Genomic DNA, 24,810 nt, shown 5'->3' on the forward strand with positions numbered 1-24,810 from the left:
TGATAAGAACTTGAATATCAGGATCACACTCCTCTCAGCGGGAATAAGGAAAATGAAAATGAAAGCAAAGTGGCTCCCGATCGCTGCAGCAGTAACCGCAGCCCTGGCTTCCCAAGCCGCCTTCGCCGTTGATTTCCACGGCTACATGCGTTCCGGTGTCGGTACTTCCGATAACGGCAGCCTGCAAACTTACACCAAACAGAAAGTCGGTCGTCTGGGCAACGAAGCCGAGACCTACGGCGAAGTTCAGCTGGGTCAAGAGGCTTACAACAAGGATGGCAAGTCCTTCTACGTAGACTCCATGTTTGCAATGGTTTCCGGTCAGCAGGGTCGTGACTGGGAAAGCACCAACGGCAGCGATGCCGACTTTGCTCTGCGCCAATTCAACGTCCAGGCCAAGGGCGTGCTGGGCTTCGCGCCGGAAGCTACCCTGTGGGCCGGTAAGCGTTACTATCAACGTCACGACATCCACATCTCCGACTTCTACTACTGGGATGTGTCTGGTGCCGGCGCTGGTGTAGAAAACATCCAGGCAGGCCCGGGCAAACTCTCCTTTGCATGGCTGCGTAATGACCCGTGGGAAGATTATGATGCGTTTGTTGGCGGGGTTGGCGTAGACAAGCGTGTTGATACTGACGTGCTGGATCTGCGTTACGCAGGCATTCCGCTGTGGAAAGACGGTTCGCTTGAACTGGGTTATGACTACGCCCGTGGCAATCTGACCGATGAGCAGAAAGCCGCTCTGGGTAGCAAGGATTACGAGAAAAATGGTCATATGCTGACCGCAGAGCTGACTCAGTCCATGCTGGGTGGCTTCAACAAAACTGTCGTTCAGTATTTTGCTGATGGCTATGCTTCTCAAGCTGTTGATTATGGTAGTGGTTCTGGTAGTGGCATGAGCCAGTCTGCATCAAAAGGCGATGGCTGGCGCTTCATCAACTGGGGTGTACTGCCGGTTGGCGACAAGGTCGAATTTGGTCACCAACTGGTTTACGGTACTGCCAGTGATCTGGAGAACGATACCGCCGACAAGGATACTTTCTCCGTAGTCGTTCGCCCGATGTACAAGTGGAATGACACCATGAAGACCATTGCCGAACTTGGCTATCACCATGACAGCTACAAGCCAAACAATGGTACCGACACCAGCACTACCGGCAAGAAGTACACCCTGGCACAAGCATGGTCCGCAGGCTCCAGCTTCTGGGCTCGTCCGGAGATCCGCGTTTATGCCTCCTATCTGGATTCTGATGGCCAATTCCGTCCGGATGAGAACGGCGTGAAACAGGATGATTCTTGGAACTTCGGTGTTCAAGCTGAAGCTTGGTGGTAAGCTGCTAATGTCATGACTACAAGTGCCCCCGCATGACGGGGGCGCTTTTTTTACAACACATTTCTTAGGGTCACGCGATGAGATATTCAAGATTAGCCTTGACTGTGTTCTGTTCTGTTGTGCTGAGTGGGTGCGCCACGTTGGAAACGACGGTAGCGCCGACCCAGGAGTTCAAGTCCATCATGGGAAATCGCGACGTTGCGATGAGCCAATTGGCTACGGTTAGCAGCTGCTGCCGCGATGTAGCCAGTCTGCCGTTTCAGGACATACAACCGGGCGCAACCAAGCTTATCCCCATTGATGGCAGCTCCCCCGTTTACACTTTCAGCGAAGGGAAAAGCCACTTTGCCGCCTTCCGGTTGCCGGTCAACTCCGGTGACCTGCGCATCACGGTTGATGGGTTGATCGACAAATCGCTGTTCAACCCGACCGTCTTGATGCTTGATTCCAAATTCAATGTGACCCGCAAGTTGGGCAGCGACGTGTTCAAGTACGAGCCTGCACGCATGCTGCAGGGGGATCGTATGGAAGCCGTGTTTACCGTGGATCGCTCCTATGTCGGTAACCCCAATAACGAAAGTTACATGGTGATCTACACAGACCAGAGCGGTCTGGACAAAACAACCACCATCTTGAGCCCTTCCAAGCTGATGACCAAGTCGCTGGGGGTGGTTGATTATGGTGAAAAAGATCCTGTCATTCCGCACTCCCCCTGGGGCGTGGTCAGCCTCTCTGTAGAGGATTTGAGTGGCGTTAAAACCGAGAGCAACTATTACAAACCTGTCTATCAGGATGTGATTGATGCCAACACCCCAGTAGTCAACACGGCACCGAACAAGCTTGTCGTGCCCCTGGCGACAGCCGGCGCAGTCAAGAGCGCGGCCCCCATGCTGAGCGAAACCGAAGCCTTCTATCAATCCCAGATCGAGAAAGCGGTGAAAGCCGGCGACATCGACAAGGCGATGAGATTGGTCAGCGAGGCGGAGCGGGCCGGTTCGACCAAGGCGAAATCGGTCTTTGTTGATGCGGTCAAGCGTTCCCAGAAAGGCTGAATATTGTCCGGTCTTTAAAATATAATATTTATTTGAGGCCTCCCTTGTTGGAGGCCTTTTTAATCGGTAGACTAAAATAGAAAAAACAGCAAACTGTTACGTTTGGTTACAATGCGTTTCCTTGTGTATTGGTTTGATTGGTTAAAATACAATGCGAAACAGCACTTTTCATATTTATGGCATACAATGAAAATGCCTAAATATATCCCTGATTAATCTGCAATTCCCCCCAAAATTATCTTGTGATCTCCCCTCCAAAATTTTTATTCCCTTGTGCCTGATGGAAGAAATTTCCGATCTGCTGGGTTATATTCAGCTGGTCAAAATAAACAACCCCAATCGAATTCACGACAATGAAAGATGATGCTCGTGATCGTCTATCAATTGGACTGAACCGTTTACGGGAAGACAATTCATTCAGGAGCGCACACATGTTTAAAAATGCTTTCTCTAATCTGCAAAAGGTCGGTAAGGCGCTGATGCTGCCAGTATCGGTCTTGCCAGTTGCAGGTATTCTGCTGGGGGTGGGCGCCGCTCACTTCAGCTGGTTGCCAGAAATTGTCTCCCAATTGATGGAGCAAGCTGGTGGTTCCGTATTTGGCCAGATGGCCCTGCTGTTCGCAGTGGGTGTGGCCCTCGGCTTTACCAATAACGACGGTGTATCCGGTCTGTCTGCCATCGTCGGCTACGGCATCATGGTCGCGACCCTGAAGGTCATGGCACCTGTGATGGGCGTAGAGAGCATAGATACCGGTGTGCTGGGGGGTATCCTCGCCGGTGGTGTCGCTGCCTGGGCGTTCAACCGTTTCTACAAGATCCAGCTGCCCGAGTACCTTGGCTTCTTCGCCGGTAAGCGTGCCGTGCCCATCATCACCGGCTTTGTTTCCATCGGCCTGGGTGTTGTGCTCTCCTTCATCTGGCCGCCGATCGGTGGTGCCATCGGTGCCTTCTCCGACTGGGCTGCCAACCAGAACCCGGTACTGGCCTTCGGTATCTACGGCGTGGTTGAGCGCTCCCTGATCCCGTTCGGTCTGCACCATATCTGGAACGTGCCTTTCTTCTATCAGGCGGGTACCTGTGTCAACGCAGCCGGTGAGACTGTTCACGGTATCATGACCTGCTTCCTGACTGCTGATGACGCTTCCCGTGCTGCCGGTAACGGCTTCGGTCAACTGGCCGGTGGTTACCTGTTCAAGATGTTCGGTCTGCCTGCCGCTGCGTTTGCCATCGCTCACTCTGCCAAGCCGGAAAACCGCGCCAAGATTGTTGGTATCATGGCCTCCGCTGCCCTGACCTCCTTCCTGACCGGTATCACCGAGCCTATCGAATTCTCCTTCCTGTTCGTGGCACCTGTACTGTATGCGATTCACGCTCTGCTGGCCGGTCTGGCTTACGTGCTGACCAACATGCTGGGCGTTGTACATGGCCATACCTTCTCCAACGGCTTCATCGACTTCGTGGTGCAATCACCCCGTGCCGACAACATGCTGCTGTTGGTTGGTCTGGGTCTGGTCTACGCCGTCATCTACTACGTGGTCTTCACAGTGGTGATCCGTGCCATGAACCTGAAAACCCCGGGTCGTGAAGACGAGACTGCTGAAGAGACTGTCAGCCAAAGCAAGGACGGCATGTCTGAAGCTCTGGTTACTGCCTTCGGTGGTAAAGAGAACATTGCCTCTCTGGATGCCTGCATCACCCGCCTGCGTGTTGGCGTGAAGGATGTGGCCAAGGTTGACCAGGCTGGTCTGAAGAAACTGGGTGCTGCCGGTGTGGTAGTCTCTGGCTCCGGCGTTCAAGCCATCTTCGGTACCAAGTCCGACAACCTGAAAACCGACATGGATATCTGGATGAAGAGCAACTAATCCTGTTGCCTGGATTTCGGAGTTCCGAAGAGGGAGGCGCAAGCCTCCCTTTTTGCTGGCCGCTCTTTGATCTGGTAAAGAGCCTGGATAAGGCATATTCAGATATCTTGGCTTGCTGTATCGAAAAGTGCTTCAAGGGAGCAGTGCGCAGGCGTGAGGTGCCAACACCTGATACCAGCGTCATGAGCCAGTGGTGTGACACGTATTCAAGCTCAAAAAAAGGCGCCTGATGGGCGCCCTTGTTGTTGGTACTGGCTTACAGTTTTTCCAGATCCCGCTCTATTTCGCTGATCTTGTTCTGCACCACTTTTTCCAGATGGCGCAGGTCACGCAGTATCTTCTTTTTGATATCCGGGTCTGCCTGGATATGTACGCCCTGAGTCAGGTTGTCCAGCTCATCCACCACGTACTTGAGATTGGCGTTGATCTCGGTGACATCCTTGTACTCATGAGTACCCGAGTCGACCAGCATGGTCTTGCGCTGGCGAGGGTATTTGAATTTGACACTCTTGGCGAAGAACTCGCCCTTCTGCTTCTTGAAGTAGATCTTGAGGATGTCGTGATTGGCTTCCTGGCGCAGGGTATAGCTGTCCACTGAGGTGGGTTCCTGGATCCCCAGGCTCTTCAGATTCTCGTACATCGGGCTTCCTCGGTTTGAAACGATCCTGACCAATCTATCTTAACCGAGTCGATGTGGCTTGCCTGTGACAGGGGCGCCAAAATCAAAAGGGCGCCATCAGGCGCCCTTGCTCTCAATGGTGAGAGGCATTACTCGTCAATGGAACGCAGCAGGGCATTGATGCCGACCTTTGCACGGGTCTTGGCATCTACCTTCTTGACGATGACGGCGGCGTAGAGACTGTACTTGCCACACTTGGAGGGCAGGGAGCCAGAAACGACCACTGAACCCGCCGGCACGCGGCCGTAGTGAATTTCGCCGGTTTCGCGATCATAGATGCGGGTGGACTGGCCGATGAAGACGCCCATGGAGATGACGGAACCTTCCTCGACGATAACCCCTTCAACCACTTCGGAGCGGGCACCGATGAAGCAGTTGTCTTCGATGATGGTCGGGTTGGCCTGCAACGGCTCCAGCACGCCGCCGATGCCGACGCCGCCTGAGAGGTGCACGTTCTTGCCGATCTGGGCGCAGGAGCCCACAGTAGCCCAGGTATCGACCATGGTGCCTTCATCAACGAAGGCGCCTATGTTGACGTAGGAAGGCATCAGCACTGTATTGGGCGCGATGAAGGAGCCTTTGCGAGCCGTCGCAGGCGGCACCACACGCACACCCGCTTCCTTGAACTGCTCGGCGGTGTAGTCGGAGAACTTGAGAGGAACCTTGTCGTAGTACTGGGCATCGTCGCCCTTGATGATGCCGTTGTCATTGATGCGGAAGTAGAGCAGCACCGCCTTCTTCAACCACTGGTGTACCACCCACTCGCCGGCAATCTTCTCGGCGACACGGGCTTTGCCGGCGTCCAGCAGGTCTATGGTCTGCAGGATGGCGGACTTGGTGGCGGCGTCGACGGAGCCGGGAGTGATGGAATCACGGCGCTCGAAGGCCGCTTCGATGATCTGTTGCAACTCGGTCATGACAGGTTTCCTTTAAAAAATTCGGTTTGTTGTATCACACTTTTCCAATTGTTTTTAAGGGCTCAAGCCGATTTCTTCAGGAGAATGGCGATTTATTATACTCATGTGGCCCAACCACTTGTTCTATTTGAAGAATCAGGATGAGGAAAGGCGCCTTGTGAGGCCGGTCAACGGCTCGCCGTCAGGAGCTTCATCCGCCGATTCCTGCGGGTTGAGCTGGCTTACCAGTCGATCCTCCAGCGCCAGCTGTTCGGCCTGGTTCAGCGGCTCCCCCGCCAGTGTGGTGAGGCTGAAAAAGTCCTCCACTCGCTCGCCTATGGTGGTGATCTTGGCCGCATGCAGGGAGAGGCCACACTGCTGGAACACGGCGCCGATACGAGCCAGCAGGCCAGGGGTATCCAGTGCCGTTAGTTCCAGCAGGGTGTGACGGGTTTCGCCCTTGTGGGGCAGAAACACCACCCGGGTCGGTACGCTGAACTGACGGTGGCGCCGGGACAGCGGCTTGTTGCGCAGCACCAGCTTGCCCGGTTCCTGCAGGGCCTTCTCCAGCGCCTTTCTGATGGTGGCGGTGCGGTTGGGGCTGATGGGCTCGCCGCTGGGCTCCAGCACCACGAAGGTATCCAGCACATAGTCGCTGCGGGAATTCATGATCTGGGCATCATGAATGTTGAGGTTTTTCTGATCCAGTGCCGAGGCCACGGTGGCAAACAGATTTGGTGTGTCGCGGCAGTAGATAAAGACCTCGCTGCCACCCCGGGTCGGGTGCTTGCCGATGATCACCAGCGGTGCCGGATTGTCGCCGTGCTCGATGATCTTGCGGCAATGCCAGGCGATCTGCTCAGGAGTGTGGCGCAGGAAGTAGTCGGCCTTGAAATCGCTCCACAGCTGGTTGATGGCCTCTTCCGGCACGTCCCGCTGTGCCAGAATTTGCTTGGCCTGGCGCTGGTTCTCACGAATGCGCAGTCGCATGTCGGGCGGGTTTTCCAGCCCCTGACGCAGGGCTTTCTGGGTGGCGAAATAGAGTTCGCGCAGCAGGGTGCCTTTCCAGTCGTTCCAGAGGGTGTCGTTGGTGGCGCAGATATCGGCCACCGTCAGGCAATAGATAAGGTCGAGGTGCTGCTCGTCGCGCACCTTCTGGGCGAAGTCGGTGACCACGTCAGGGTCGTAGATGTCGCGGCGCTGGGCGGTGACCGACATCAGCAGATGGTGGCGCACCAGCCAGGCCACCAGTCGGCTCTCGTAGCGATCCAGGCCATGCAGCTGACAGAACTCCAGCGCGTCCACGGCGCCTAGCTCTGAGTGATCCCCGCGCCGCCCCTTGGCGATGTCGTGGAACAGGGCCGCTATGCTGAGCAGTTCCGGCTTGCGCAGCCGGGTAAACACCTCGTGGCAGAGCGGGTGGGTCTGGCGGCTGGCCGGATTGGGAAACTGGTGAATGTTCTTGAGCAGCCTGTGGGTGTGCTCATCGACCGTATAGGCGTGGAACATGTCGAACTGCATCTGGCCGACGATGAGGTTCCACTGGGGCAGGTAGGCCGCCAGTATGCCGTACTTGTGCATCAGGGTGAGGGGCTGGCCGATGCCGTTGGGGTGGCGCAGCAGCGCCATGAAGAGGCGGCGGCAATCGGGCAAATCCTGCAGCCAGCAATTGAGTTTGCGCCTCGCCTCGCGCAGCTGGCGCAAGGTGGCGGAGTGAATGCCGGCAATCTCGGGATGCTGGGCTATCTGGTAGAAGAGCCGCAGTATGGCCGCGGGCTCACGGCCAAACAGCTCTGAGTCCACCGCATCGATGAGGCGGCCACGCAGCTGGAATTCGTCGCAGAGGCGGCGCACGTCCATGGCGGTGTTGCCGAGGATCGCCTCGTCAAACAACTGCAGCAGCATCTCGTTGAGCTCGGAGACTCGCCGCACCGTCTGGTAGAAGCGCTTCATCATCTGCTCGACCGGGCTGTTGCCTTCCCCCTCGAACCCCAACATCTGGGCCACGGTACGCTGGCGGTCGAACAGCAGCCGGTTGTCACCCTTGTTGATGGCCATGTGCAGGGCGAAGCGCACCTTCCACAGGAAGTTCTGACAATCGAGCAGTTCACGGTACTCCGCCCGGTTGAGAAAGCCGTGGCTGGTCATCTCGAACAATGTGGTGGCGCCGAAGTGGCGGCGGGCGACCCAGGCCAGGGTCTGAATATCTCTCAGTCCGCCAGGATTGCTCTTGAGGTCGGGCTCCAGCTTGTAGGCAGTGCCAAGAAATTGCTGGTGGCGCAGGGCCTGCTCTTCGCGCTTGGCCTGAAAGAACTGCTCGCTCGGCCAGAAGCGCTCGGGACGCGTGGCCAGGGTGAGCTGATCGAAACCGGCTTTGCTGCCTGTGATGAAACGGGCCTCTATGAGGTTGGTGGCGACCGTGATGTCGGCGCGGCCCTGCTCGATGCACTCGGCCACGTTGCGTACCGCCTGACCCACCTCCAGCTTGAGATCCCACAGCAGGGTAATGAATTCACCGATGCGCAGTCCCAGCACCTCGTCCAGCTCCTCCCCTTCATAGAGGATGAGCAGGTCGATGTCGGAGTGGGGATGCAACTCGCCGCGGCCATAGCCGCCGACGGCTATCAGGCTGAGATCTGTCTTGTCGAAGCCAAACTTCTGCCACAGTCGGGTCAGCAGCGCATCCATGTATTCGGAGCGGGTCGCAACCAGCTCTATGATGTTGTCGCCGGCATCGAAACGGGCGTGCAACCAGCCGAGAAAGCGGCCCAGATATTCTTTGCAGTTGTCACGGGTGAGCTGATCGTCGGGTAACAGATGGGGGGAAAGCAGGCTGGCATCCATGGCATCTCACGCTCTTGTCGCACGCATACGCAGCGGCTGATAAAAACAAACCCCGGTGCCTTCTCGCTTCGGCGCCGGGGTTTTTGATGTTAACCGTGTTTGATATAGCGGTCGATAGTGTCATCGGGGCGCAGGGTAAGCACCTCGCAGCCATCGTCAGTCACCAGCAGTGTGTGTTCCCACTGGGCGGAATCGCCGCCATCCTTGGTGGTCACTGTCCAGCCATCTTTCGGGTTGATGCGGCAGTGATACTTCTTGCTGTTGACCATGGGCTCTATGGTGAAGCACATGCCCGCTTTGAGCTCCAGCTTGCCGCCATTGCGGTAGTGCAGGATTTGCGGCTCCTCGTGGAATTCGCTGCCGATGCCGTGACCACAGTAGTCACGCACCACGGAGAAACCGGCCTTCTCGACGATGGGCTGGATCAGGGCACCTATCTCTGTGATGCACATGCCGGGACGCACCTGCTTGATGGCCGCGTAGAGGCTCTCCTGGGCGACTTTGCACAGCTGGCGACGCAGCGGTGTGGTCTCACCCACGATGAACATGGCGGAGGTATCGCCGTGGTAGCCATCCTTGATGACTGTGATGTCCAGGTTGATGATGTCCCCTTCGCGCAATTTCTTGTGGTTTGGGATGCCATGGCAAATCACGTCGTTCACCGAGGTGCAGATGGACTTGGGGAAGCCGTGGTAGTTGAGCGGAGCCGGAATAGCCTGCTGCACGTCGACAATATAGTCGTGGCACAGGGTGTTCAGCTCATCGGTGGTGACGCCTGCCTTGACGTGGGGGGCTATCATGATCAGCACATCGGCGGCCAGCTGGCCGGCAACGCGCATCTTTTCAATCTCTTCCGGTGTCTTGATTTTAATGGACATGGGATCTCTCTTGGGGCCTGACTGCGCATCCTGTCGATGCCCAACAATCAGGTAATGAAAAATAGATGCGTTTGCAATCAGGCCAAAATTTTATCCCCAACCCCCGTTTACTTCCAGTGTGATTGTCATCACAACGTCAAATCCTCTGGTCAGCATTGCGCGCAGGGATCCATTTTTAGCACTGTGGTCGGTGGTGTCCTGAGCAAAGGTATGGTATAAAGCGCGCCGGAATGGGGAACTTGCGTCCACCATTTCATCACCCTTAATCAATAACACACACACATCGACACCTGTACCGGGGTGCCCCTTTGGGGTCGGTTACATGGGATGTGTGGAGGCCTAACCCCAATACAGAGGTATATAATGGCTAAAGTTTCTATGCGCGACATGCTGCAAGCCGGCGTTCACTTCGGTCACCAGACTCGTTACTGGAACCCGAAAATGAAGTCCTACATCTTTGGTGCCCGCAGCAAGGTTCACATTATCAACTTGGAAAAAACCGTTCCGATGTTTGACGATGCCATGAACTTCATCAGCTCCGTAGCTGCCAAGAAAGGCAAGGTACTGTTCGTAGGTACCAAGCGTGCCGCGTCTGAAGCCGTAAAAGATGCCGCCGGTCGTTGTGACCAGTTCTATGTCAACCACCGCTGGTTGGGTGGCATGCTGACCAACTGGAAAACCGTTCGTCAGTCCATCAAGCGTCTGAAAGATCTGGAAACCCAGAGCCAGGACGGTACCTTCGAAAAGCTGACCAAGAAAGAGGCGCTGATGCGTACTCGCGAAATGGACAAGCTCGAGAAGAGCCTGGGTGGTATCAAGAACATGGGCGGCCTGCCTGACGTGCTGTTCGTTGTCGATGCCGACCACGAGCACATTGCTATCAAAGAAGCCAACAACCTGGGTATCCCGGTAGTTTCCATCGTTGATACCAACTCCAACCCGGACGGCGTTGATTACGTCATCCCGGGTAACGACGATGCTATCCGTGCCGTACAGCTGTACCTGAATGCTGCTGCTGACACCGTACTGGAAGCTCGCGCTCAGGACATCGTTGTTCAAGCTGAACAAGATGGCTTCGTTGAAGCTGAGTAATTGATAAGGACTGTAAAGCCCTTATTAACCAAGCTGATGTAATTGGTTAGCAGGGGCCCTTGTGGCCCCTGTTTCTTGTCAATTCAAGACCGAGGATACTGGACATGGCTAACGTTACTGCCGCCCTGGTAAAAGAACTGCGCGAGCGCACTGCCGCTGGCATGATGGATTGCAAAAAAGCGCTGGAAGAAGCCGCTGGTGATATCGAGCTGGCAATCGAGAACATGCGTAAATCCGGTCAGGCCAAGGCCGCCAAGAAAGCAGGCCGTATCGCTGCTGAAGGCGTGATCTTTGCTCGTACCGAAGGCAACGTTGCCGTCATGATCGAGCTGAACAGCGAAACCGACTTCGTCGCCAAAGATGCCAGCTTCATGGCAATGGGCCAGAAGATCGCCGATATCGCTGCGACCCAGAAAATTGCTGACGTTGACGCACTGAAAGCGGCTGACTTCGGTAACGGTGAGTCCGTCGAACTGACCATCACCAACCTGATCGCCAAGATCGGTGAGAACATGAACCTGCGTCGCGTGATGCTGGTTGAAGGTGACAACCTGGGCACCTACGTTCACGGTTCCCGCATTGGTGTTATCACCAAGCTGACCGGTGGTACTGCCGAGCTGGCCAAAGATCTGGCCATGCACGTTGCTGCCAACAGCCCGCAGTTCGTCAAGCCTGAAGACGTGTCTGCTGAAGTCGTTGCCAAAGAGCGCGAAATTCAGATCGACATCGCCATCAACTCCGGCAAGCCGAAAGAGATCGCCGAGAAGATGGTTGAAGGCCGCATGAAGAAGTTCACCGGTGAGGTTTCCCTGACTGGTCAGCCGTTCGTGAAGGATCCTTCCATGACCGTTGCCGAGCTGCTGAAGAAAGAAGGCGCTGACGTTGTCTCTTTCACCCGTTTCGAAGTGGGCGAAGGCATCGAGAAGCAAGAGACCGATTTCGCTGCTGAAGTAGCAGCCCAAATCGCGGCCGCTCAGAAGGCCTAATCGAACCGGTTTTTCCGTTTCCCCAGACCGCGACTTATGTCGCGGTCTTTATATGACCAGGAATCAGTGACATGAGTACCAATCCCAAGCCTGCATACAGACGTGTTCTTCTGAAGTTGAGTGGTGAAGCCCTGCAAGGATCCGAGGGTTTTGGCATTGATCCCGCTGTGCTGGAGCGGATGGCCCAAGAGATCAAGGAACTGGTTGAGTTGGGTGTTCAGGTCGGTCTGGTCATCGGTGGCGGCAACTTGTTCCGTGGTGCCGGTCTTGCCAAAGCGGGCATGAACCGCGTGGTGGGCGACCACATGGGTATGTTGGCTACCGTGATGAACGGTCTGGCCATGCGTGATGCCCTGCATCGTGCTTATGTGAATGCCCGTCTGATGTCTGCCATCTCCCTGCAGGGTGTCTGCGATTCCTATAGCTGGGCCGAGGCCATCAGCCAGCTGCGCGCCGGCAAAGTGGTGATTTTCTCTGCCGGTACCGGCAACCCCTTCTTTACCACCGATTCTGCAGCCTGCCTGCGTGGCATCGAGATCGAAGCCGATGTTGTGCTCAAGGCGACCAAGGTCGATGGCGTATTCAACGAGGATCCGGTTAAGAATCCGGACGCCGTGCTGTATCATGAGCTCAGCTACAACGAAGTGCTTGAAAAAGAGCTCAAGGTGATGGATCTTGCAGCCTTTACTCTGGCCCGTGACCACGATCTGCCGATCCGCGTGTTCAACATGAACAAACCGGGTGCATTGCGTCGGGTTATCATGGGTGAGCCGGAAGGCACGCTGATCCACCACATCGGCAAATAAGATAAATATGATAGACACGAGCCGCGTGATGGCTCGTTCGCCAAAAGGAAAACCACTGTGATCAACGAGATTAAAAACGACGCCAAGGACCGTATGGCCAAGAGCGTAGAGTCGCTCAAGACCCAGATGTCCAAGATCCGTACCGGCCGTGCTCACCCGAGCCTGCTCGACGGTATCCAGGTTGAGTATTACGGTGCTGCCACTCCTCTGAAACAGTTGGCCAACGTGGTGGCAGAAGATGCCCGCACCCTGTCCATCTCCATTTTTGACCGTTCCATGATCCAGGCGGTAGAAAAGGCCATCCTGACCTCCGATCTGGGCCTGAATCCGTCCAGCAACGGTCAGACCCTGCGTGTGCCCCTGCCGCCGCTGACCGAAGAGCGTCGCCGCGATCTGACCAAGATCGTCCGTGCCGAAGCGGAAGGTGCCCGTGTGGCTGTGCGCAACATCCGTCGTGATGCCAACGCCGATCTGAAAGCACTGCTCAAAGACAAAGAAATCTCCGAAGACGATGACCGTCGTGCCCAGGAAGAGATCCAGAAACTCACCGATTCCTTCATCAAGCTGGTGGATGACGCCCTGGCCGCGAAGGAAAAGGAGCTAATGGAAATCTAAGCCTCTGACAGGTATATTACGAGCGCCGTGTAGTGCCCCTGCACGGCGCTTTTGTCTTTGTGGGAGAAATGAATGTCGCTTTTGGCAGCGTTAGGTGATTGTGCCAATTCGTCCTTGCCTCGTCATGTGGCCATCATCATGGATGGCAACGGGCGCTGGGCTCAGAGTCGTGGCAAGATGCGAGTTTATGGCCACAAGGCGGGCGTGAAGTCTGTTCGTGAGGCGGTGACGTTTGCCGCGCGCGCCAAGATAGAGGCGTTGACCCTGTTTGCGTTCTCCAGCGAGAACTGGCGGCGTCCGGAAGGGGAGGTCAGTGCCCTGATGGAACTCTTCATGACAGTGCTGGGCCGCGAGGTCAAGCAACTGCACAGCAACGGGATCCGGCTCAAGGTGATCGGAGATACCGCCCGTTTCAGCGAGCGCTTGCAGGCCAGGATCGCCAAGGCCGAGGCTTTGACTGCAGACAACAAGGGGCTGACCCTCAACATTGCTGCCAATTACGGTGGTCAGTGGGATATCGCCCAGGCGGCCCGTAAACTGGCCCGAGCCGTGGCGGCAGGCGAGCTGGATGCCGATGCCATCGATGAGTCCCTGCTGGCCGAGCAGGTCTGCATGGCGGATTTACCACCTGTCGATCTGCTGATCCGGACCGGCGGCGATCATCGCATCAGCAATTTTGTGTTATGGCAGCTCGCCTATGCCGAGCTCTATTTTACCCCGGTATTGTGGCCCGATTTCAACGAGGCCGAGTTCAGTGAGGCCGTTGCCTCTTTCGTTGCCCGCGAGCGTCGCTTCGGGTGTACGGGTGAACAGATACGGGAATTGATCGCCGAGCATCAGACCGGCTAAATCCCCTCCCAAGAGAGAGGTTTCTTTTGCTAAAACAACGAATTATTACCGCATTACTGCTTGTTCCCCTGGTATTGGGAGCGCTATTTTTCCTGCCGTTGAAATTCTTTGCCCTGTTGGCAGCTCTGGTGTTTCTGTTGGCCAGCCGCGAGTGGAGTGGCTTCGTCTCTGCCCAGCCGCAGCAATGGTTGCCGCTGGTGTTCTGTCTGTTGCTCGGTGCCAGCCTGTTCTGGCTGCCGGTCGATCAGCTCTGGACCCCCCATCTGCATCCGCTGGTGATGGGCGTGCTCTGGACCGCCGTCAGCTGGTGGCTGTTCGGGCTGCTGCTGGTATTGCGCTATCCCCGGAGCGCCAGGTTGTGGAAAGAGTCCATCTGGCTCAAATCCCTGTTTGGTCTGGTGACCCTAGTGCCCTTCTTCTGGTCCCTGGTGGCCATTCGTGGTTACAACTTCTATCACGACCCCATGATGGGGTCCTGGATCTTGTTGTTCGTCATGGGGCTGGTCTGGGCGGCAGATTCTGGCGCGTATTTTTTCGGCAAGGCCTTTGGCAAACACAAGCTGGCGCCGGCCGTCAGCCCGGGTAAAACCATCGAAGGCATGTGCGGTGGTCTCTTTACCGCCAGCCTGCTGGCGGTCGGTGTGACCTGGTTCATGGGCTTTGTACCCGCCAAGATGGCGATAGTGCTGTTCTGCTCCTTGCTGGCCGTGCTGGCTTCCGTGCTCGGCGATCTCACCGAGAGCATGTTCAAGCGGGAGGCAGGCATCAAGGATTCTGGCACTCTATTGCCCGGTCATGGTGGTATCCTCGACCGGATCGACAGCCTGACCGCGGCCCTGCCAGTCTTCCTGCTCAGTTATCTGTTACTCAGTCAGGAGTTCTGATGCACATCTTGCTGATGGTTTTGAGCGCTTCCGGCTCCATTGGTTTGTTACTCAAGCAGGAGTTCTGATGCATAACCTGGTGATTCTGGGAGCCTCCGGCTCCATCGGTCAGAGTACGCTCAAGGTACTGCGCCGCAATCCCGGGCGCTGGCAAGTACTGGCGCTCACCGCCGCTCGCAGCGTGGATGCCATGGTGCGGGACTGTCTCGAGTTTTCCCCCCGTTTTGCCGTCATGGTGGATGAGGCTGCCGCGACCGCACTGGCGGGCCAGCTCAAGACCCACGGTAGCGCGACGCGGGTGCTGTCCGGTCCTGCCGCTCTGTGTGACGTGGCCGCTCACCCCGATGCCGACAGCGTGATGGCGGCCATCGTCGGTGCGGCGGGTCTGGCACCGACCATGGCCGCAGTGCGTGCCGGCAAACGGATCCTGCTGGCCAACAAGGAGGCGCTGGTGATGTCCGGGGCCTTCTTCATGGAGGCGGTGCGCGAGCATGGCGCCGAGCTGCTGCCCATCGACAGCGAACACAATGCGATTTTTCAGTGCCTGCCCGAAGCCATTCAGCGCCAGCCCGGCTACTGCGATCTGGCAGGGGCGGGCATCAGCAGGATACTGCTGACCGGCTCAGGCGGTCCGTTTCGTTATACCGATATCAATGCGCTGGCACAGGTCACGCCGGCCCAGGCCATCGCCCACCCGAACTGGTCCATGGGAGCCAAGATCTCGGTCGACTCCGCCACCATGATCAACAAGGGGCTGGAGTACATAGAGGCGCGCTGGCTGTTCAACGCCGCGCCCGAGCAGATCCAGGTGGTGATCCATCCCCAGTCAGTGATCCACTCCATGGTGCAGTACAAGGATGGCTCAGTGATGGCCCAGCTTGGCAATCCGGACATGTGTACCCCCATAGCGCATGCCCTGGCTTATCCGGCTCGAGTTGAGTCCGGAGTGGAACCTTTGGATTTCTTCAGTGTCGGAGAGTTCAGCTTTATCCGGCCCGATTATGAGCGTTATCCCTGTCTGGCACTGGCCATGAGTGCCTGTCAGCAAGGGCAGGCGGCGACCACGGCGCTCAATGCCGCCAATGAAGAGGCCGTTGCGGCTTTCCTTGCAGAGCGGATCGGTTTTATGGATATTGCCAGAGTCAATGAGGCCACCATGGTGGCGCTGGGGAGTTCCGCTGTGGGTTCACTGGAGGATTTGATTGCGCTGGATGGTGCGGCCCGTGCCCGTGCTCACAATTTGATTGAGGAGCTTAGCTAATGAGTGGTATTTCGTGGCATTGTGCTGCCTTTATCGTTGCCTTTGGGTACCGGACCATGCATGAAATCGAGGTAACTGGCTGATGAGTGCTGTGCTGTGGAATGACAAACCTGCCTTTGTTACTGCCTCCTTCGGTGATTCGAATGGGTGTGATCTCGAGGTGATAGGCTGATGGGCGGCGTGCTGTGGAACATTGGTGCCTTTATCATCGCCCTCGGATTGCTGGTTGCGGTGCATGAGTTTGGCCACTTCTGGGTGGCCCGCCGTTGCGGCGTCAAGGTCGAGCGCTTCTCCATCGGGTTTGGCAAGGCTATCTGGCGCCGGATGGGCAAGGATGGCACCGAATATGTGCTGGCACTGATCCCGCTCGGCGGTTACGTCAAGATGCTGGATGGTCGGGTAGATGAGCTCAAACCCGGCGATGAGCAATTTGCTTTCAATCACAAGAGTGTCTGGGCGCGGATGGCCATAGTGGCAGCGGGCCCCATGGCGAACTTCGTGTTTGCCCTGTTTGCCCTCTGGCTGATGTTCATGATCGGTGTCCCTGCCGTCAAACCCGTGGTGGGGGAGGTGCGTCCCGCCTCCATTGTGGCGGCGGCCGGGGTCGAACCCGGCATGGAGATCGTCGGTGTCGGCGACAAGGCGACCGGTGACTGGGAGAGCGTGACCTATGCCCTCATCAGCCACCTGGGTGATGATGCCGTCCAGCTCAAGCTGAAAGCGGCCAACACCAGTTATGCGGTGGACAAGACCCTCGTGCTGGAGGATTGGACGTTCGATCCGGACAAAGAGTCCCCCGTCGGCAGCCTGGGGATAGTGCCCCTCGGCGGCAAGGTACTGCCCGTGGTCGAGGCCATAGTGCCTGCGAGCGCCAGTGAAAAAGCCGGCCTGCAGGTGGGCGATCGCATCAAGCGGGTGGGCGAGCAGGAGGTCACCGAGTGGGCCCAGTTCGTGCACCAGGTCCAGCAATCCCCCGAGCAGCCATTGCAGGTCGTGGTGGAGCGGGCAGGCAGTGAACTGACCCTGACCCTGACTCCGGATGTGAAAAAAGTGCGTGGCCAGCTGGTCGGTTTTGTCGGCTTGTCACCGCAATTGGTTCCATTACCGGATGAGTATCGAATTCTGTTACAGTATGGGCCTTTGCAGGCCCTGTGGCAGGGAGCCCAGAAGACCTGGAGCCTGACCACGCTGACCTTTGACATGATTGGCAAGCTGATTGGTGGCATCGTATCTCTGGATAACCTGAGCGGTCCCATCTCCATTGCCAAAGGGGCAGGCAGCAGTGCCGATTACGGTCTGGTCTATTTCCTCGGCTTTCTGGCGCTGATCAGCGTCAACCTGGGGATCATCAACCTGTTTCCCCTGCCGGTGCTGGACGGAGGCCATCTGGTCTACTTCCTCATCGAGGCAGTCACCGGCAAGCCGGTATCAGACAAAATTCAGGAAGTGGGTTTCAGGATCGGCGCCGCCATTCTGATGTTACTGATGGGCATTGCGCTATTTAATGATTTCGCTCGCCTCTGAGGCCAGAGCATCAACAAGGACACACAAGAACAAAATGGCTGTTAAAAAAGCATTGGTGTTGAGTTGCCTGCTGGGTGCCAGTTTCCTGGCCCAGGCGGCCCCTGCCTCTTTTGTGGTGCAAGATATCCAGGTCGACGGCTTGCAGCGTGTAACGCTGGGGGCCGCCCTGTTGAACCTGCCGATCCGGGTTGGCGACACCGTCGATTCCGTGACCCTGGCCAACGCCATCAAAAAGCTCTACTCCTCCGGTAACTTCGAGGATGTGAAGGTTTACCGTGACGGCCAGGTGTTGCAAGTGGCGGTCAAGGAGCGGCCGACCATCTCCAGCATCGAATTTTCAGGCAACAAGGATATCAAGGAAGAGCAGCTGACCCAGAGCCTGGAGTCCTCCGGCATCCGGGTGGGTGATCCGCTGGATCGTACCGTGCTGAGCTCCCTCGAAAAGGGTCTGGAAGATTTCTACTACGGCGTGGGCAAATACTCCGCCAAGGTCAAGGCCATCGTCACCCCGCTGCCGCGCAACCGGGTCGACCTCAAGTTCACCTTCGTGGAAGGGGAAGCGGCCAAGATCCAGCAGATCAACATAGTTGGCAACAATGTGTTCCCGGAAGAGAAACTGCTGGCCCAGCTCTCCCTCAAGGACGATGTGCCCTGGTGGAACTTCACCGGTGACCAGCGTTACCAGAAACAGAAACTGGCCGGCGACATCGAAACCCTGCGCTCCTACTACATGGATCGCGGTTATATCCGCTTCGCCCAGGAGTCGACCCAGGTCTCCATGACCCCTGACAAGAAGGGGGTCTACGTGACCCTGAACGTCAAGGAAGGGGATCAGTACAAGGTCTCCGGCGTTCAGCTCAAGGGCGATTTGATCGACCGTGGTGGCGAGATGAAGGGCCTGATCCCCATAGGGGCAGGCAGCACCTACTCCGCCAGTCAGGTAACCCACACTGAAGAGGTGCTCTCCAAGTTCCTCGGTCGTTACGGCTATGCCTACCCGAAAGTGGTCACCTTCCCCCAGGTCAACGACGAAACCAAGGAAGTGGAGCTGATCGTCAACATAGAGCCGGGTCCCCGTGTCTATGTGCGCAACATCAACTTCAGCGGCAACGTCACCACCCAGGATGAAGTGCTGCGCCGCGAAATGCGTCAGATGGAAGGCACCTGGCTCTCCTCCGATAGCGTCGAGCAGTCCAAGACCCGTCTCAACCGTCTCGGCTTCTTTGAAACCGCGGAAGTGGACACCAAGCGGGTGCCGGGCAGCGATGATCAGGTCGATCTCGACTTCAAGGTCAAGGAGCAGCCAGCTGGCTCCATCAACGCCGGTGTGGGTTATGGTACCGAATCGGGCCTGAGCCTGCAGGCAGGCCTGCAGCAGGACAACTTCATGGGTACCGGCAAGAAGATCGGTATCTCCGCCAGTACCAACAAGTACTCCAAGAGCGTCGACCTCAGCTACAACGATCCCTACTTCACCGTGGACGGTGTCAGCCTGGGTGGCCGCCTCTACTACAACCAGTTCAGTGCGGCCGATGCCAACATCGTCGACTATGAAAACACCACGATTGGTTTCCGCCTCTCCAGTGGTTTCCCGGTCAACGAGAACAACCGCCTCGACTTCAGCCTCGGGGTCGAGAACAACAAACTGTCCCAGCCCAACCCCTATCTGCAGGTGGACGAGTTTTGGAAGGTGTACAGCAAGAACAAGGATGGCGACAACCGCATGGTGTTCAACACCGTTGACGTCACCGCCGGATGGACCCGTTCAACTCTCAACAAGGGAATGTTCCCGACCGCCGGTGACCGTCAGCGTGTTAACGCCAAGGTGACAGTGCCCGGCATGGATCTGCAGTACTTCAAGCTGAACGCCGAAGATGCTCACTACTTCCCGTTCGATGCGGACCACAAATGGGTGTTGATGGCCAAGGCCCGCGCCTCTTACGGCAACGGTTATGGCAGCAACGGCAGCTATGATCACGTCCTGCCGTTCTTCGAGAACTACTTCGCCGGTGGTTTCGACACGCTGCGTGGCTTCAAGAGCAACACGGTAGGTCCGAAGGCGCTCTACTACTACAACCTGAGCGGTAACGACGTCATTCAGGGCACCGACAGCTCGGTGGGGGGCAATGCCCTGGCGGTGGCGTCCCTCGAGATGATAGTACCGACGCCGTTTGCGTCTGAAACCTATCAGCCTCAGTTGCGTACCAGCTTCTTCATCGACGCCGGTTCAGTGTGGGATACCACTTTTGACTATGCCCAGTACCAGAACCGCTGTTTCAGTGGTTGCAACTATCTGACCGACTATTCGGACCCGACCAACTACCGTGCCTCGGCCGGTCTGTCGCTGCAGTGGCTCTCCCCCATGGGACCCCTGGTGTTCGCGATTGCCCGTCCGCTCAAGGAGTACGAAGGGGACAGGACAGAGTTCTTCTCGTTCAATATCGGCCGTACCTTCTAAGGACGGACGCGCCCCCACCCAGCCGGTGGGGGTATTCAATGATGGGACGCGCAGCTTGCGTGCCTCACCAGGTAACAAGTCGGTCCGGGTACCACTTGCATAATCAGGTAAATCAGGTTGCCCTCACATGAGGGAACAAGGAGTTAGTGTGAATAAAGCGTTGAAAGTAGCTGGTTTGAGTTTTGCACTGATGGCTGCCGGCATGGGCTCCGCCTTGGCTGACACCAAGATCGCCGTGGTCGACATGGGCGAAATCTTCCAGAAGCTGCCCCAGCGTGAAGCTGTTTCCAAGAAGCTGAAAGGTGAATTCGAGCCGCGCATGCGTGAACTGCAGAAGCTGGAATCCGACGGTCAGAAACTGGTCGAGAAGTTCAAGAAGGATGAAGCCTTCATGAGCGCCGATCAGAAGAAGCAGAACCAGGAAAAACTGGCCAAGCTGCAGATGGAGTTCAACCAGAAGCGTCAAGCGTTTGAGCAGGACAACGGTCGTCGTCAGTCCGAAGAGCGCAACAAGATCCTGACCAAGGTACAGGCTGCCATCGATTCCATCGCCAAGAGCAATGGCTACGATCTGGTGCTTGAGCGCAATGCTGCGCCCTATGCCGCCAGCAAGCTGGACATCTCTGCCCAGGTTATTTCTCAGGTAAGCAAGAGCAACTAATTGATGGCATTCACTCTCGCACAGCTGGCCCAGCAACTGGGGGCCGAGATCCATGGCGACGGAACCCTGGAAATCCGCAAGGTAGCGACACTGGAAAAGGCCGGGGAGGGGGATATCACCTTCCTGTCCAATAAAAAGTACCGGCATTATCTGGAGCAGAGCAAGGCTTCGGCCGTGCTCATTACAGAAGCGGATCTGCCATTTTGTCCCACCAATGCCCTGGTACTCAAAGACCCCTATGTGGGGTTTGCCCGGGTAGCCCAACTGCTGGACACCACACCGCAGCCGGCCACGGATATCCATCCGAGCGCCGTCATTGCGGCTGACGTGCAACTGGGCGAGAGAGTGGCCATCGGGGCCAATGCAGTGATCGAATCCGGCGTCGTGCTGGGTGATGACGTACGCATAGGCCCTGGCTGTTTTGTTGGCAAGAATACCCGACTGGGAGCGCGCTCCCGGTTGTGGGCCAACGTCACCCTGTATCACAACATCACCATGGGTTCCGACTGTCTGGTTCAATCCGGCACAGTGATCGGGGCCGATGGGTTCGGTTATGCCAATGAGCGTGGCGAGTGGATCAAGATCCCCCAGCTCGGTGGCGTGACTATCGGCAACCGGGTCGAGATTGGTGCCTGCACCACCATAGACCGCGGCGCGCTGGAAGATACCCGCATCGCGGATAACGTCATCATCGACAACCAGTGCCAGATCGCCCACAACGTCGAGATCGGCTACGGCACCGCCGTGGCAGGCTCCACCGTGATGGCGGGTAGTCTCAAGGTCGGCAAATACTGTATCATTGGCGGCGCCTCCGTCTTTAACGGGCACATGGAGATCTGCGACCAGGCCACCGTCACCGGCATGGCCATGGTGATGCGACCCATTACCGAGCCCGGTGTCTACTCTTCCGGCATCCCTCTGCAAACCAATAAAGAGTGGCGCAAGACCGCCGCCCGGGTGATGCGTATCGAAGAGATGCACAAGCGGTTGAGCAAGCTTGAGAAGAAGCTGGATCAAGAATAATCACGATTGGTATAGGGTACTGTTTTGACTACTGAAAAGAAGAGCCTGGGCATCCAGGAAATCATGGATCTGCTGCCCCACCGTTATCCGTTCCTGATGGTGGATCGGGTCGACGATTACGAGATCAGCGATGAGCGCAAAACCTTGCGTGCCATCAAGAATGTCTCGTTCAACGAGCCGATCTTCCAGGGACATTTCCCGGCCAAGCCGGTGTTTCCCGGCGTACTGATCCTGGAAGCCATGGCGCAGGCCACCGGTATCCTGGCCTTTACCATGGTGGGCAAGCCGTCTCCCAACGAACTCTATTACTTTGCCTCCATCGACAACGCTCGTTTCAAGCGTCCGGTTGGCCCTGGCGATCAGCTGGTGCTGGACGTGGAGTTCCTGAAAGAGCGTCGCGGTATTGCCAAGTTCACCGGTGTGGCCACGGTCAACGGTGAAGTGGTTTGTACCGCCGAGCTGATGTGCGCCAAACGCGAGGTTTAATACACGTGATCGACCAGACTGCCATCATTCACGATACTGCCATCGTCCATGAGTCTGCGGTGATTGGTAAAGGGGTTGAAATCGGCCCCTTTTCCGTCATCGGTGCCGAGGTGGAAATCGGCGACAACACCTGGGTAGGTTCCCATGTGGTGATCAAGGGGCCGGCCAAACTGGGCCGTGGCAACAAGATCTTCCAGCACACCTCCATCGGTGAGGATTGCCAGGACAAGAAGTACGCCGGCGAGCGCACCTTCCTCGAGATTGGCGACAACAACGTCTTTCGCGAGAACTGCACTGTGCACCGCGGCACCATCCAGGATCAATCCCTGACCAGGGTGGGCAGCGGCAACCTCTTTATGGTCAACGTGCACGTTGCCCATGATTGCATCATCGGTGACAACTGCATCTTCGCCAACAACGCGACCCTGGCGGGCCACGTGGTGATAGGTGACTTCGTGATCTTCGGCGGTCTCTCCGCGATCCACCAGTTCGGTCGCGTTGGCTCCCACGCCTTCATCGGTGGCTGCGCCGCCCTGAACAAGGATGTGCCGCCCTACGTGATGGCCGCTGGCAACTATGCCAAGCCGTTCGGGGTCAACTCCGAAGGCCTGCGTCGCCGCGGTTTCAGCGCTGAAGCCATCTCCGCCGTCAAGCGTGCCTACAAAGAGATCTTCCGCTCCGGCAAGACAGTCGAAGAGGTGTTGCCCGTGCTGACCGAGATGGCGGCCACCGAACCGGCCGTCCAGCTCTACGTGGATTTCCTCAAGGACAATGAGCGCGGGATCATCCGTGCCTGATCCCGTTCGCATCGGTATCGTCGCCGGAGAGACCTCCGGCGACATCCTGGCCGCCGGCCTGGTGCGCGAGCTGCAGCGCCGTTATCCGGACGCGCAGTTTGAAGGGATCGCCGGGCCGCGCATGCAGGCCCTCGGCGTCAAGGCCCTGTTCGAGATGGAAGAGCTCTCCGTCATGGGGATCACAGAGGTGCTGGGCCGTCTGCCGCGCATCCTCAAGGTTCGCCGTGAACTGCTGCGCCATTTCATTGCCAATCCACCTGACATCTTCGTCGGGGTGGATGCACCGGATTTCAATATCGGGGTGGAGCTGAAGCTGCGCCGCGCCGGTATCAAAACGGTTCACTATGTCAGTCCCTCTGTCTGGGCCTGGCGTCAGAACCGCATTCACAAGATCAAGGCCGCCACCGATATGGTGCTCGCCTTCCTGCCGTTCGAGAAAGCCTTCTACGATCGCTTTGCTGCCCCTTGCCGATTTGTGGGTCACACCATGGCCGATGCGATCCCGCTCGAACCGGACCAGGCTGCCGTGCGCCAGGCGCTGGGCATTGACCCGGGTCGACGCTGGCTGGCCGTGTTACCCGGCAGTCGCACCGCCGAGGTGGGCTTCATGTCACCGGTATTTCTCGAGGCCTGCAAGCGGCTGACGGTACGTTATCCGGATCTCGGCTTTATCGTGCCGCTGGTCAACGAGGCGCGACGGGCGCAGTTCATGGCCATCAAGGCCGAGCTGGCGCCGGATCTCGACATGGTGTTGCTGGAAGGTCAGGGTCGCGAAGCCATGATAGCTGCCGATGCCGTGCTGCTTGCCTCAGGTACCGCAGCACTGGAAGCCATGCTGGTGAAAAAGCCCATGGTGGTGGGCTACAAGCTCAAACCGTTCAGCTATTGGCTGGCTCAGCGGCTGGTGAAGACCGCCTATGTGTCGCTACCCAATCTGCTGGCCGATCAGATGCTGGTGCCCGAACTTATTCAGCACGAGTGCACCCCGGACAATCTGGTGGATGAAGTCAGCAAGCTGCTGGAACACGACAACCGTGAGCTCATAGCCACCTTCACCCGGCTGCACCAGAGCATTCGCTGCAACGCCGACGTGCAGGCCGCGGATGCGGTGGCCGAACTGCTCGGCAGATAACAGGCAGGGTGGCCGATAGCGCTGCGCTCATCTACCCCATGTCAGGCCCTGCGGGGCCTGTTTTGATTCAAGGCTGCAAGATGATGATCGATATTCCCGAAGACAAGCTGGTTGCCGGGGTGGACGAGGTGGGTCGTGGCCCCCTGGTGGGTGACGTGGTCACCGCCGCCGTGATCCTGGATCCGGCCAACCCGATCACCGGGCTCGCCGATTCCAAGAAGCTCTCCGAGAAGAAGCGTCTGGCGCTGTTTGACGAGATCAAGCAGAAGGCGCTGGCCTGGGCCATCGGCCGCGCCAGTCCCGAAGAGATAGACGAGCTCAACATACTGCACGCCACCATGCTGGCGATGCAGCGCGCCGTGGCGGGCTTGTCCATCACCCCTGAGCTGGTCTTTATCGACGGCAACCGTTGTCCAAGCTTGCCGATGGAAGCGCGCGCCGTGGTCAAGGGCGACAGTCTGGTGGCTGCCATCAGCGCCGCCTCGATTCTGGCCAAGGTGACTCGCGATGCGGAGATGACCGAGCTGGACAGCCGTCATCCCGAATATGGTTTCGCCCGTCACAAGGGCTATCCGACCCCTGAGCACCTCGCCATTCTGGCCGAGCGCGGGCCCTTGCCCGCCTATCGCAAGAGTTTCAAGCCGGTGCGCCATGCACTTGGGATCGAATAGCCAATGCATTTCTGTTTGAGC

22 protein-coding genes are annotated in these 24,810 nt (G+C 57.4%); 18 read left to right on the forward strand and 4 right to left on the reverse strand.

Annotated elements, in window-relative coordinates; translation table 11 throughout:
- Nucleotides 1–58: 58 nt before the first annotated feature.
- From GWQ29_RS05480 to ptsG, 3 genes are all read left to right on the forward strand, one after another.
- The gene (locus tag GWQ29_RS05480) at nucleotides 59–1,333 is read left to right on the forward strand and encodes a maltoporin (RefSeq protein WP_265461643.1); all 1,275 of its coding nucleotides are present in this window, start codon (nucleotides 59–61) and stop codon (nucleotides 1,331–1,333) included.
- Nucleotides 1,334–1,473: 140 nt separating this feature from the next.
- Nucleotides 1,474–2,385, forward strand: a complete 912-nt coding sequence (locus GWQ29_RS05485) for a MalM family protein (RefSeq protein WP_265461644.1) — start codon at nucleotides 1,474–1,476, stop codon at nucleotides 2,383–2,385.
- Nucleotides 2,386–2,816: 431 nt separating this feature from the next.
- Complete coding sequence (gene ptsG / locus GWQ29_RS05490) at nucleotides 2,817–4,247, forward strand: PTS glucose transporter subunit IIBC (RefSeq protein WP_265461645.1); 1,431 nt, start codon at nucleotides 2,817–2,819, stop codon at nucleotides 4,245–4,247.
- 256 nt (nucleotides 4,248–4,503) lie between these two features.
- On the opposite strand, the gene GWQ29_RS05495 is transcribed toward ptsG, so the two are convergent.
- From GWQ29_RS05495 to map, 4 genes are all read right to left on the reverse strand, one after another.
- The gene (locus tag GWQ29_RS05495) at nucleotides 4,504–4,887 is read right to left on the reverse strand and encodes a DUF3461 family protein (RefSeq protein WP_131731367.1); all 384 of its coding nucleotides are present in this window, start codon (nucleotides 4,885–4,887) and stop codon (nucleotides 4,504–4,506) included.
- A 128-nt stretch (nucleotides 4,888–5,015) separates the two neighbouring features.
- Nucleotides 5,016–5,843, reverse strand: a complete 828-nt coding sequence (dapD, locus tag GWQ29_RS05500; RefSeq protein ID WP_005312067.1) for a 2,3,4,5-tetrahydropyridine-2,6-dicarboxylate N-succinyltransferase — start codon at nucleotides 5,841–5,843, stop codon at nucleotides 5,016–5,018.
- A gap of 135 nt (nucleotides 5,844–5,978) precedes the next feature.
- Nucleotides 5,979–8,666 (reverse strand): bifunctional uridylyltransferase/uridylyl-removing protein GlnD, encoded by a 2,688-nt coding sequence (gene glnD, locus GWQ29_RS05505; RefSeq protein WP_275918933.1) that lies wholly within the window; start codon nucleotides 8,664–8,666, stop codon nucleotides 5,979–5,981.
- A gap of 89 nt (nucleotides 8,667–8,755) precedes the next feature.
- Nucleotides 8,756–9,544 carry a type I methionyl aminopeptidase gene (gene map / locus GWQ29_RS05510; protein ID WP_111589309.1) on the reverse strand — a complete coding sequence of 263 codons (789 nt, stop codon included), beginning with the start codon at nucleotides 9,542–9,544 and terminating at the stop codon, nucleotides 8,756–8,758.
- A 363-nt stretch (nucleotides 9,545–9,907) separates the two neighbouring features.
- Between map and rpsB the strand changes: the two genes are divergently transcribed.
- The 15 genes from rpsB to rnhB all read left to right on the forward strand — a co-directional run bounded on the left by rpsB (nucleotide 9,908) and on the right by rnhB (nucleotide 24,789).
- Nucleotides 9,908–10,636 (forward strand): 30S ribosomal protein S2, encoded by a 729-nt coding sequence (rpsB, locus tag GWQ29_RS05515; protein WP_005312073.1) that lies wholly within the window; start codon nucleotides 9,908–9,910, stop codon nucleotides 10,634–10,636.
- 104 nt (nucleotides 10,637–10,740) lie between these two features.
- The gene (gene tsf, locus GWQ29_RS05520; protein ID WP_021139738.1) at nucleotides 10,741–11,622 is read left to right on the forward strand and encodes a translation elongation factor Ts; all 882 of its coding nucleotides are present in this window, start codon (nucleotides 10,741–10,743) and stop codon (nucleotides 11,620–11,622) included.
- Nucleotides 11,623–11,693: 71 nt separating this feature from the next.
- Nucleotides 11,694–12,428: a UMP kinase gene (gene pyrH, locus GWQ29_RS05525; protein ID WP_005312076.1), complete on the forward strand. Its 735-nt coding sequence runs from the start codon at nucleotides 11,694–11,696 to the stop codon at nucleotides 12,426–12,428.
- A 57-nt stretch (nucleotides 12,429–12,485) separates the two neighbouring features.
- Nucleotides 12,486–13,043, forward strand: a complete 558-nt coding sequence (gene frr / locus GWQ29_RS05530) for a ribosome recycling factor (RefSeq protein WP_005312078.1) — start codon at nucleotides 12,486–12,488, stop codon at nucleotides 13,041–13,043.
- Between the two features lie 72 nt (nucleotides 13,044–13,115).
- Nucleotides 13,116–13,892, forward strand: a complete 777-nt coding sequence (gene uppS, locus GWQ29_RS05535; protein WP_265421701.1) for a polyprenyl diphosphate synthase — start codon at nucleotides 13,116–13,118, stop codon at nucleotides 13,890–13,892.
- 26 nt (nucleotides 13,893–13,918) lie between these two features.
- Nucleotides 13,919–14,776, forward strand: a complete 858-nt coding sequence (locus tag GWQ29_RS05540; RefSeq protein ID WP_240292249.1) for a phosphatidate cytidylyltransferase — start codon at nucleotides 13,919–13,921, stop codon at nucleotides 14,774–14,776.
- 67 nt (nucleotides 14,777–14,843) lie between these two features.
- Entirely contained in the window at nucleotides 14,844–16,037 is a 1,194-nt protein-coding gene (gene ispC / locus GWQ29_RS05545) for a 1-deoxy-D-xylulose-5-phosphate reductoisomerase (protein WP_265461648.1), read from the forward strand.
- A gap of 171 nt (nucleotides 16,038–16,208) precedes the next feature.
- Nucleotides 16,209–17,561 carry a sigma E protease regulator RseP gene (rseP, locus tag GWQ29_RS05550; RefSeq protein WP_275918934.1) on the forward strand — a complete coding sequence of 451 codons (1,353 nt, stop codon included), beginning with the start codon at nucleotides 16,209–16,211 and terminating at the stop codon, nucleotides 17,559–17,561.
- Between the two features lie 34 nt (nucleotides 17,562–17,595).
- The gene (bamA, locus tag GWQ29_RS05555; protein WP_219598529.1) at nucleotides 17,596–20,019 is read left to right on the forward strand and encodes an outer membrane protein assembly factor BamA; all 2,424 of its coding nucleotides are present in this window, start codon (nucleotides 17,596–17,598) and stop codon (nucleotides 20,017–20,019) included.
- Between the two features lie 148 nt (nucleotides 20,020–20,167).
- The gene (locus GWQ29_RS05560) at nucleotides 20,168–20,680 is read left to right on the forward strand and encodes an OmpH family outer membrane protein (RefSeq protein WP_219598530.1); all 513 of its coding nucleotides are present in this window, start codon (nucleotides 20,168–20,170) and stop codon (nucleotides 20,678–20,680) included.
- 3 nt (nucleotides 20,681–20,683) lie between these two features.
- On the forward strand, nucleotides 20,684–21,703 hold the full coding sequence (gene lpxD / locus GWQ29_RS05565; RefSeq protein WP_042467152.1) for a UDP-3-O-(3-hydroxymyristoyl)glucosamine N-acyltransferase: 1,020 nt from the start codon (nucleotides 20,684–20,686) through the stop codon (nucleotides 21,701–21,703).
- A 24-nt stretch (nucleotides 21,704–21,727) separates the two neighbouring features.
- Nucleotides 21,728–22,189, forward strand: a complete 462-nt coding sequence (gene fabZ / locus GWQ29_RS05570) for a 3-hydroxyacyl-ACP dehydratase FabZ (RefSeq protein WP_005312091.1) — start codon at nucleotides 21,728–21,730, stop codon at nucleotides 22,187–22,189.
- Nucleotides 22,190–22,194: 5 nt separating this feature from the next.
- Nucleotides 22,195–22,986, forward strand: coding sequence for an acyl-ACP--UDP-N-acetylglucosamine O-acyltransferase (gene lpxA, locus GWQ29_RS05575; protein WP_021139730.1), 792 nt, complete (start codon nucleotides 22,195–22,197; stop codon nucleotides 22,984–22,986).
- The gene (gene lpxB / locus GWQ29_RS05580) at nucleotides 22,979–24,118 is read left to right on the forward strand and encodes a lipid-A-disaccharide synthase (protein WP_005312093.1); all 1,140 of its coding nucleotides are present in this window, start codon (nucleotides 22,979–22,981) and stop codon (nucleotides 24,116–24,118) included. Before lpxA ends, lpxB begins: the two co-directional genes overlap by 8 nt.
- 80 nt (nucleotides 24,119–24,198) lie before the next feature.
- Nucleotides 24,199–24,789 (forward strand): ribonuclease HII, encoded by a 591-nt coding sequence (gene rnhB, locus GWQ29_RS05585; RefSeq protein ID WP_005312094.1) that lies wholly within the window; start codon nucleotides 24,199–24,201, stop codon nucleotides 24,787–24,789.
- Nucleotides 24,790–24,810: the final 21 nt, after the last annotated feature.

It is taken from the genome of Aeromonas sp. 2HA2, from assembly GCF_029237345.1.
GTDB lineage: Bacteria > Pseudomonadota > Gammaproteobacteria > Enterobacterales > Aeromonadaceae > Aeromonas > Aeromonas salmonicida.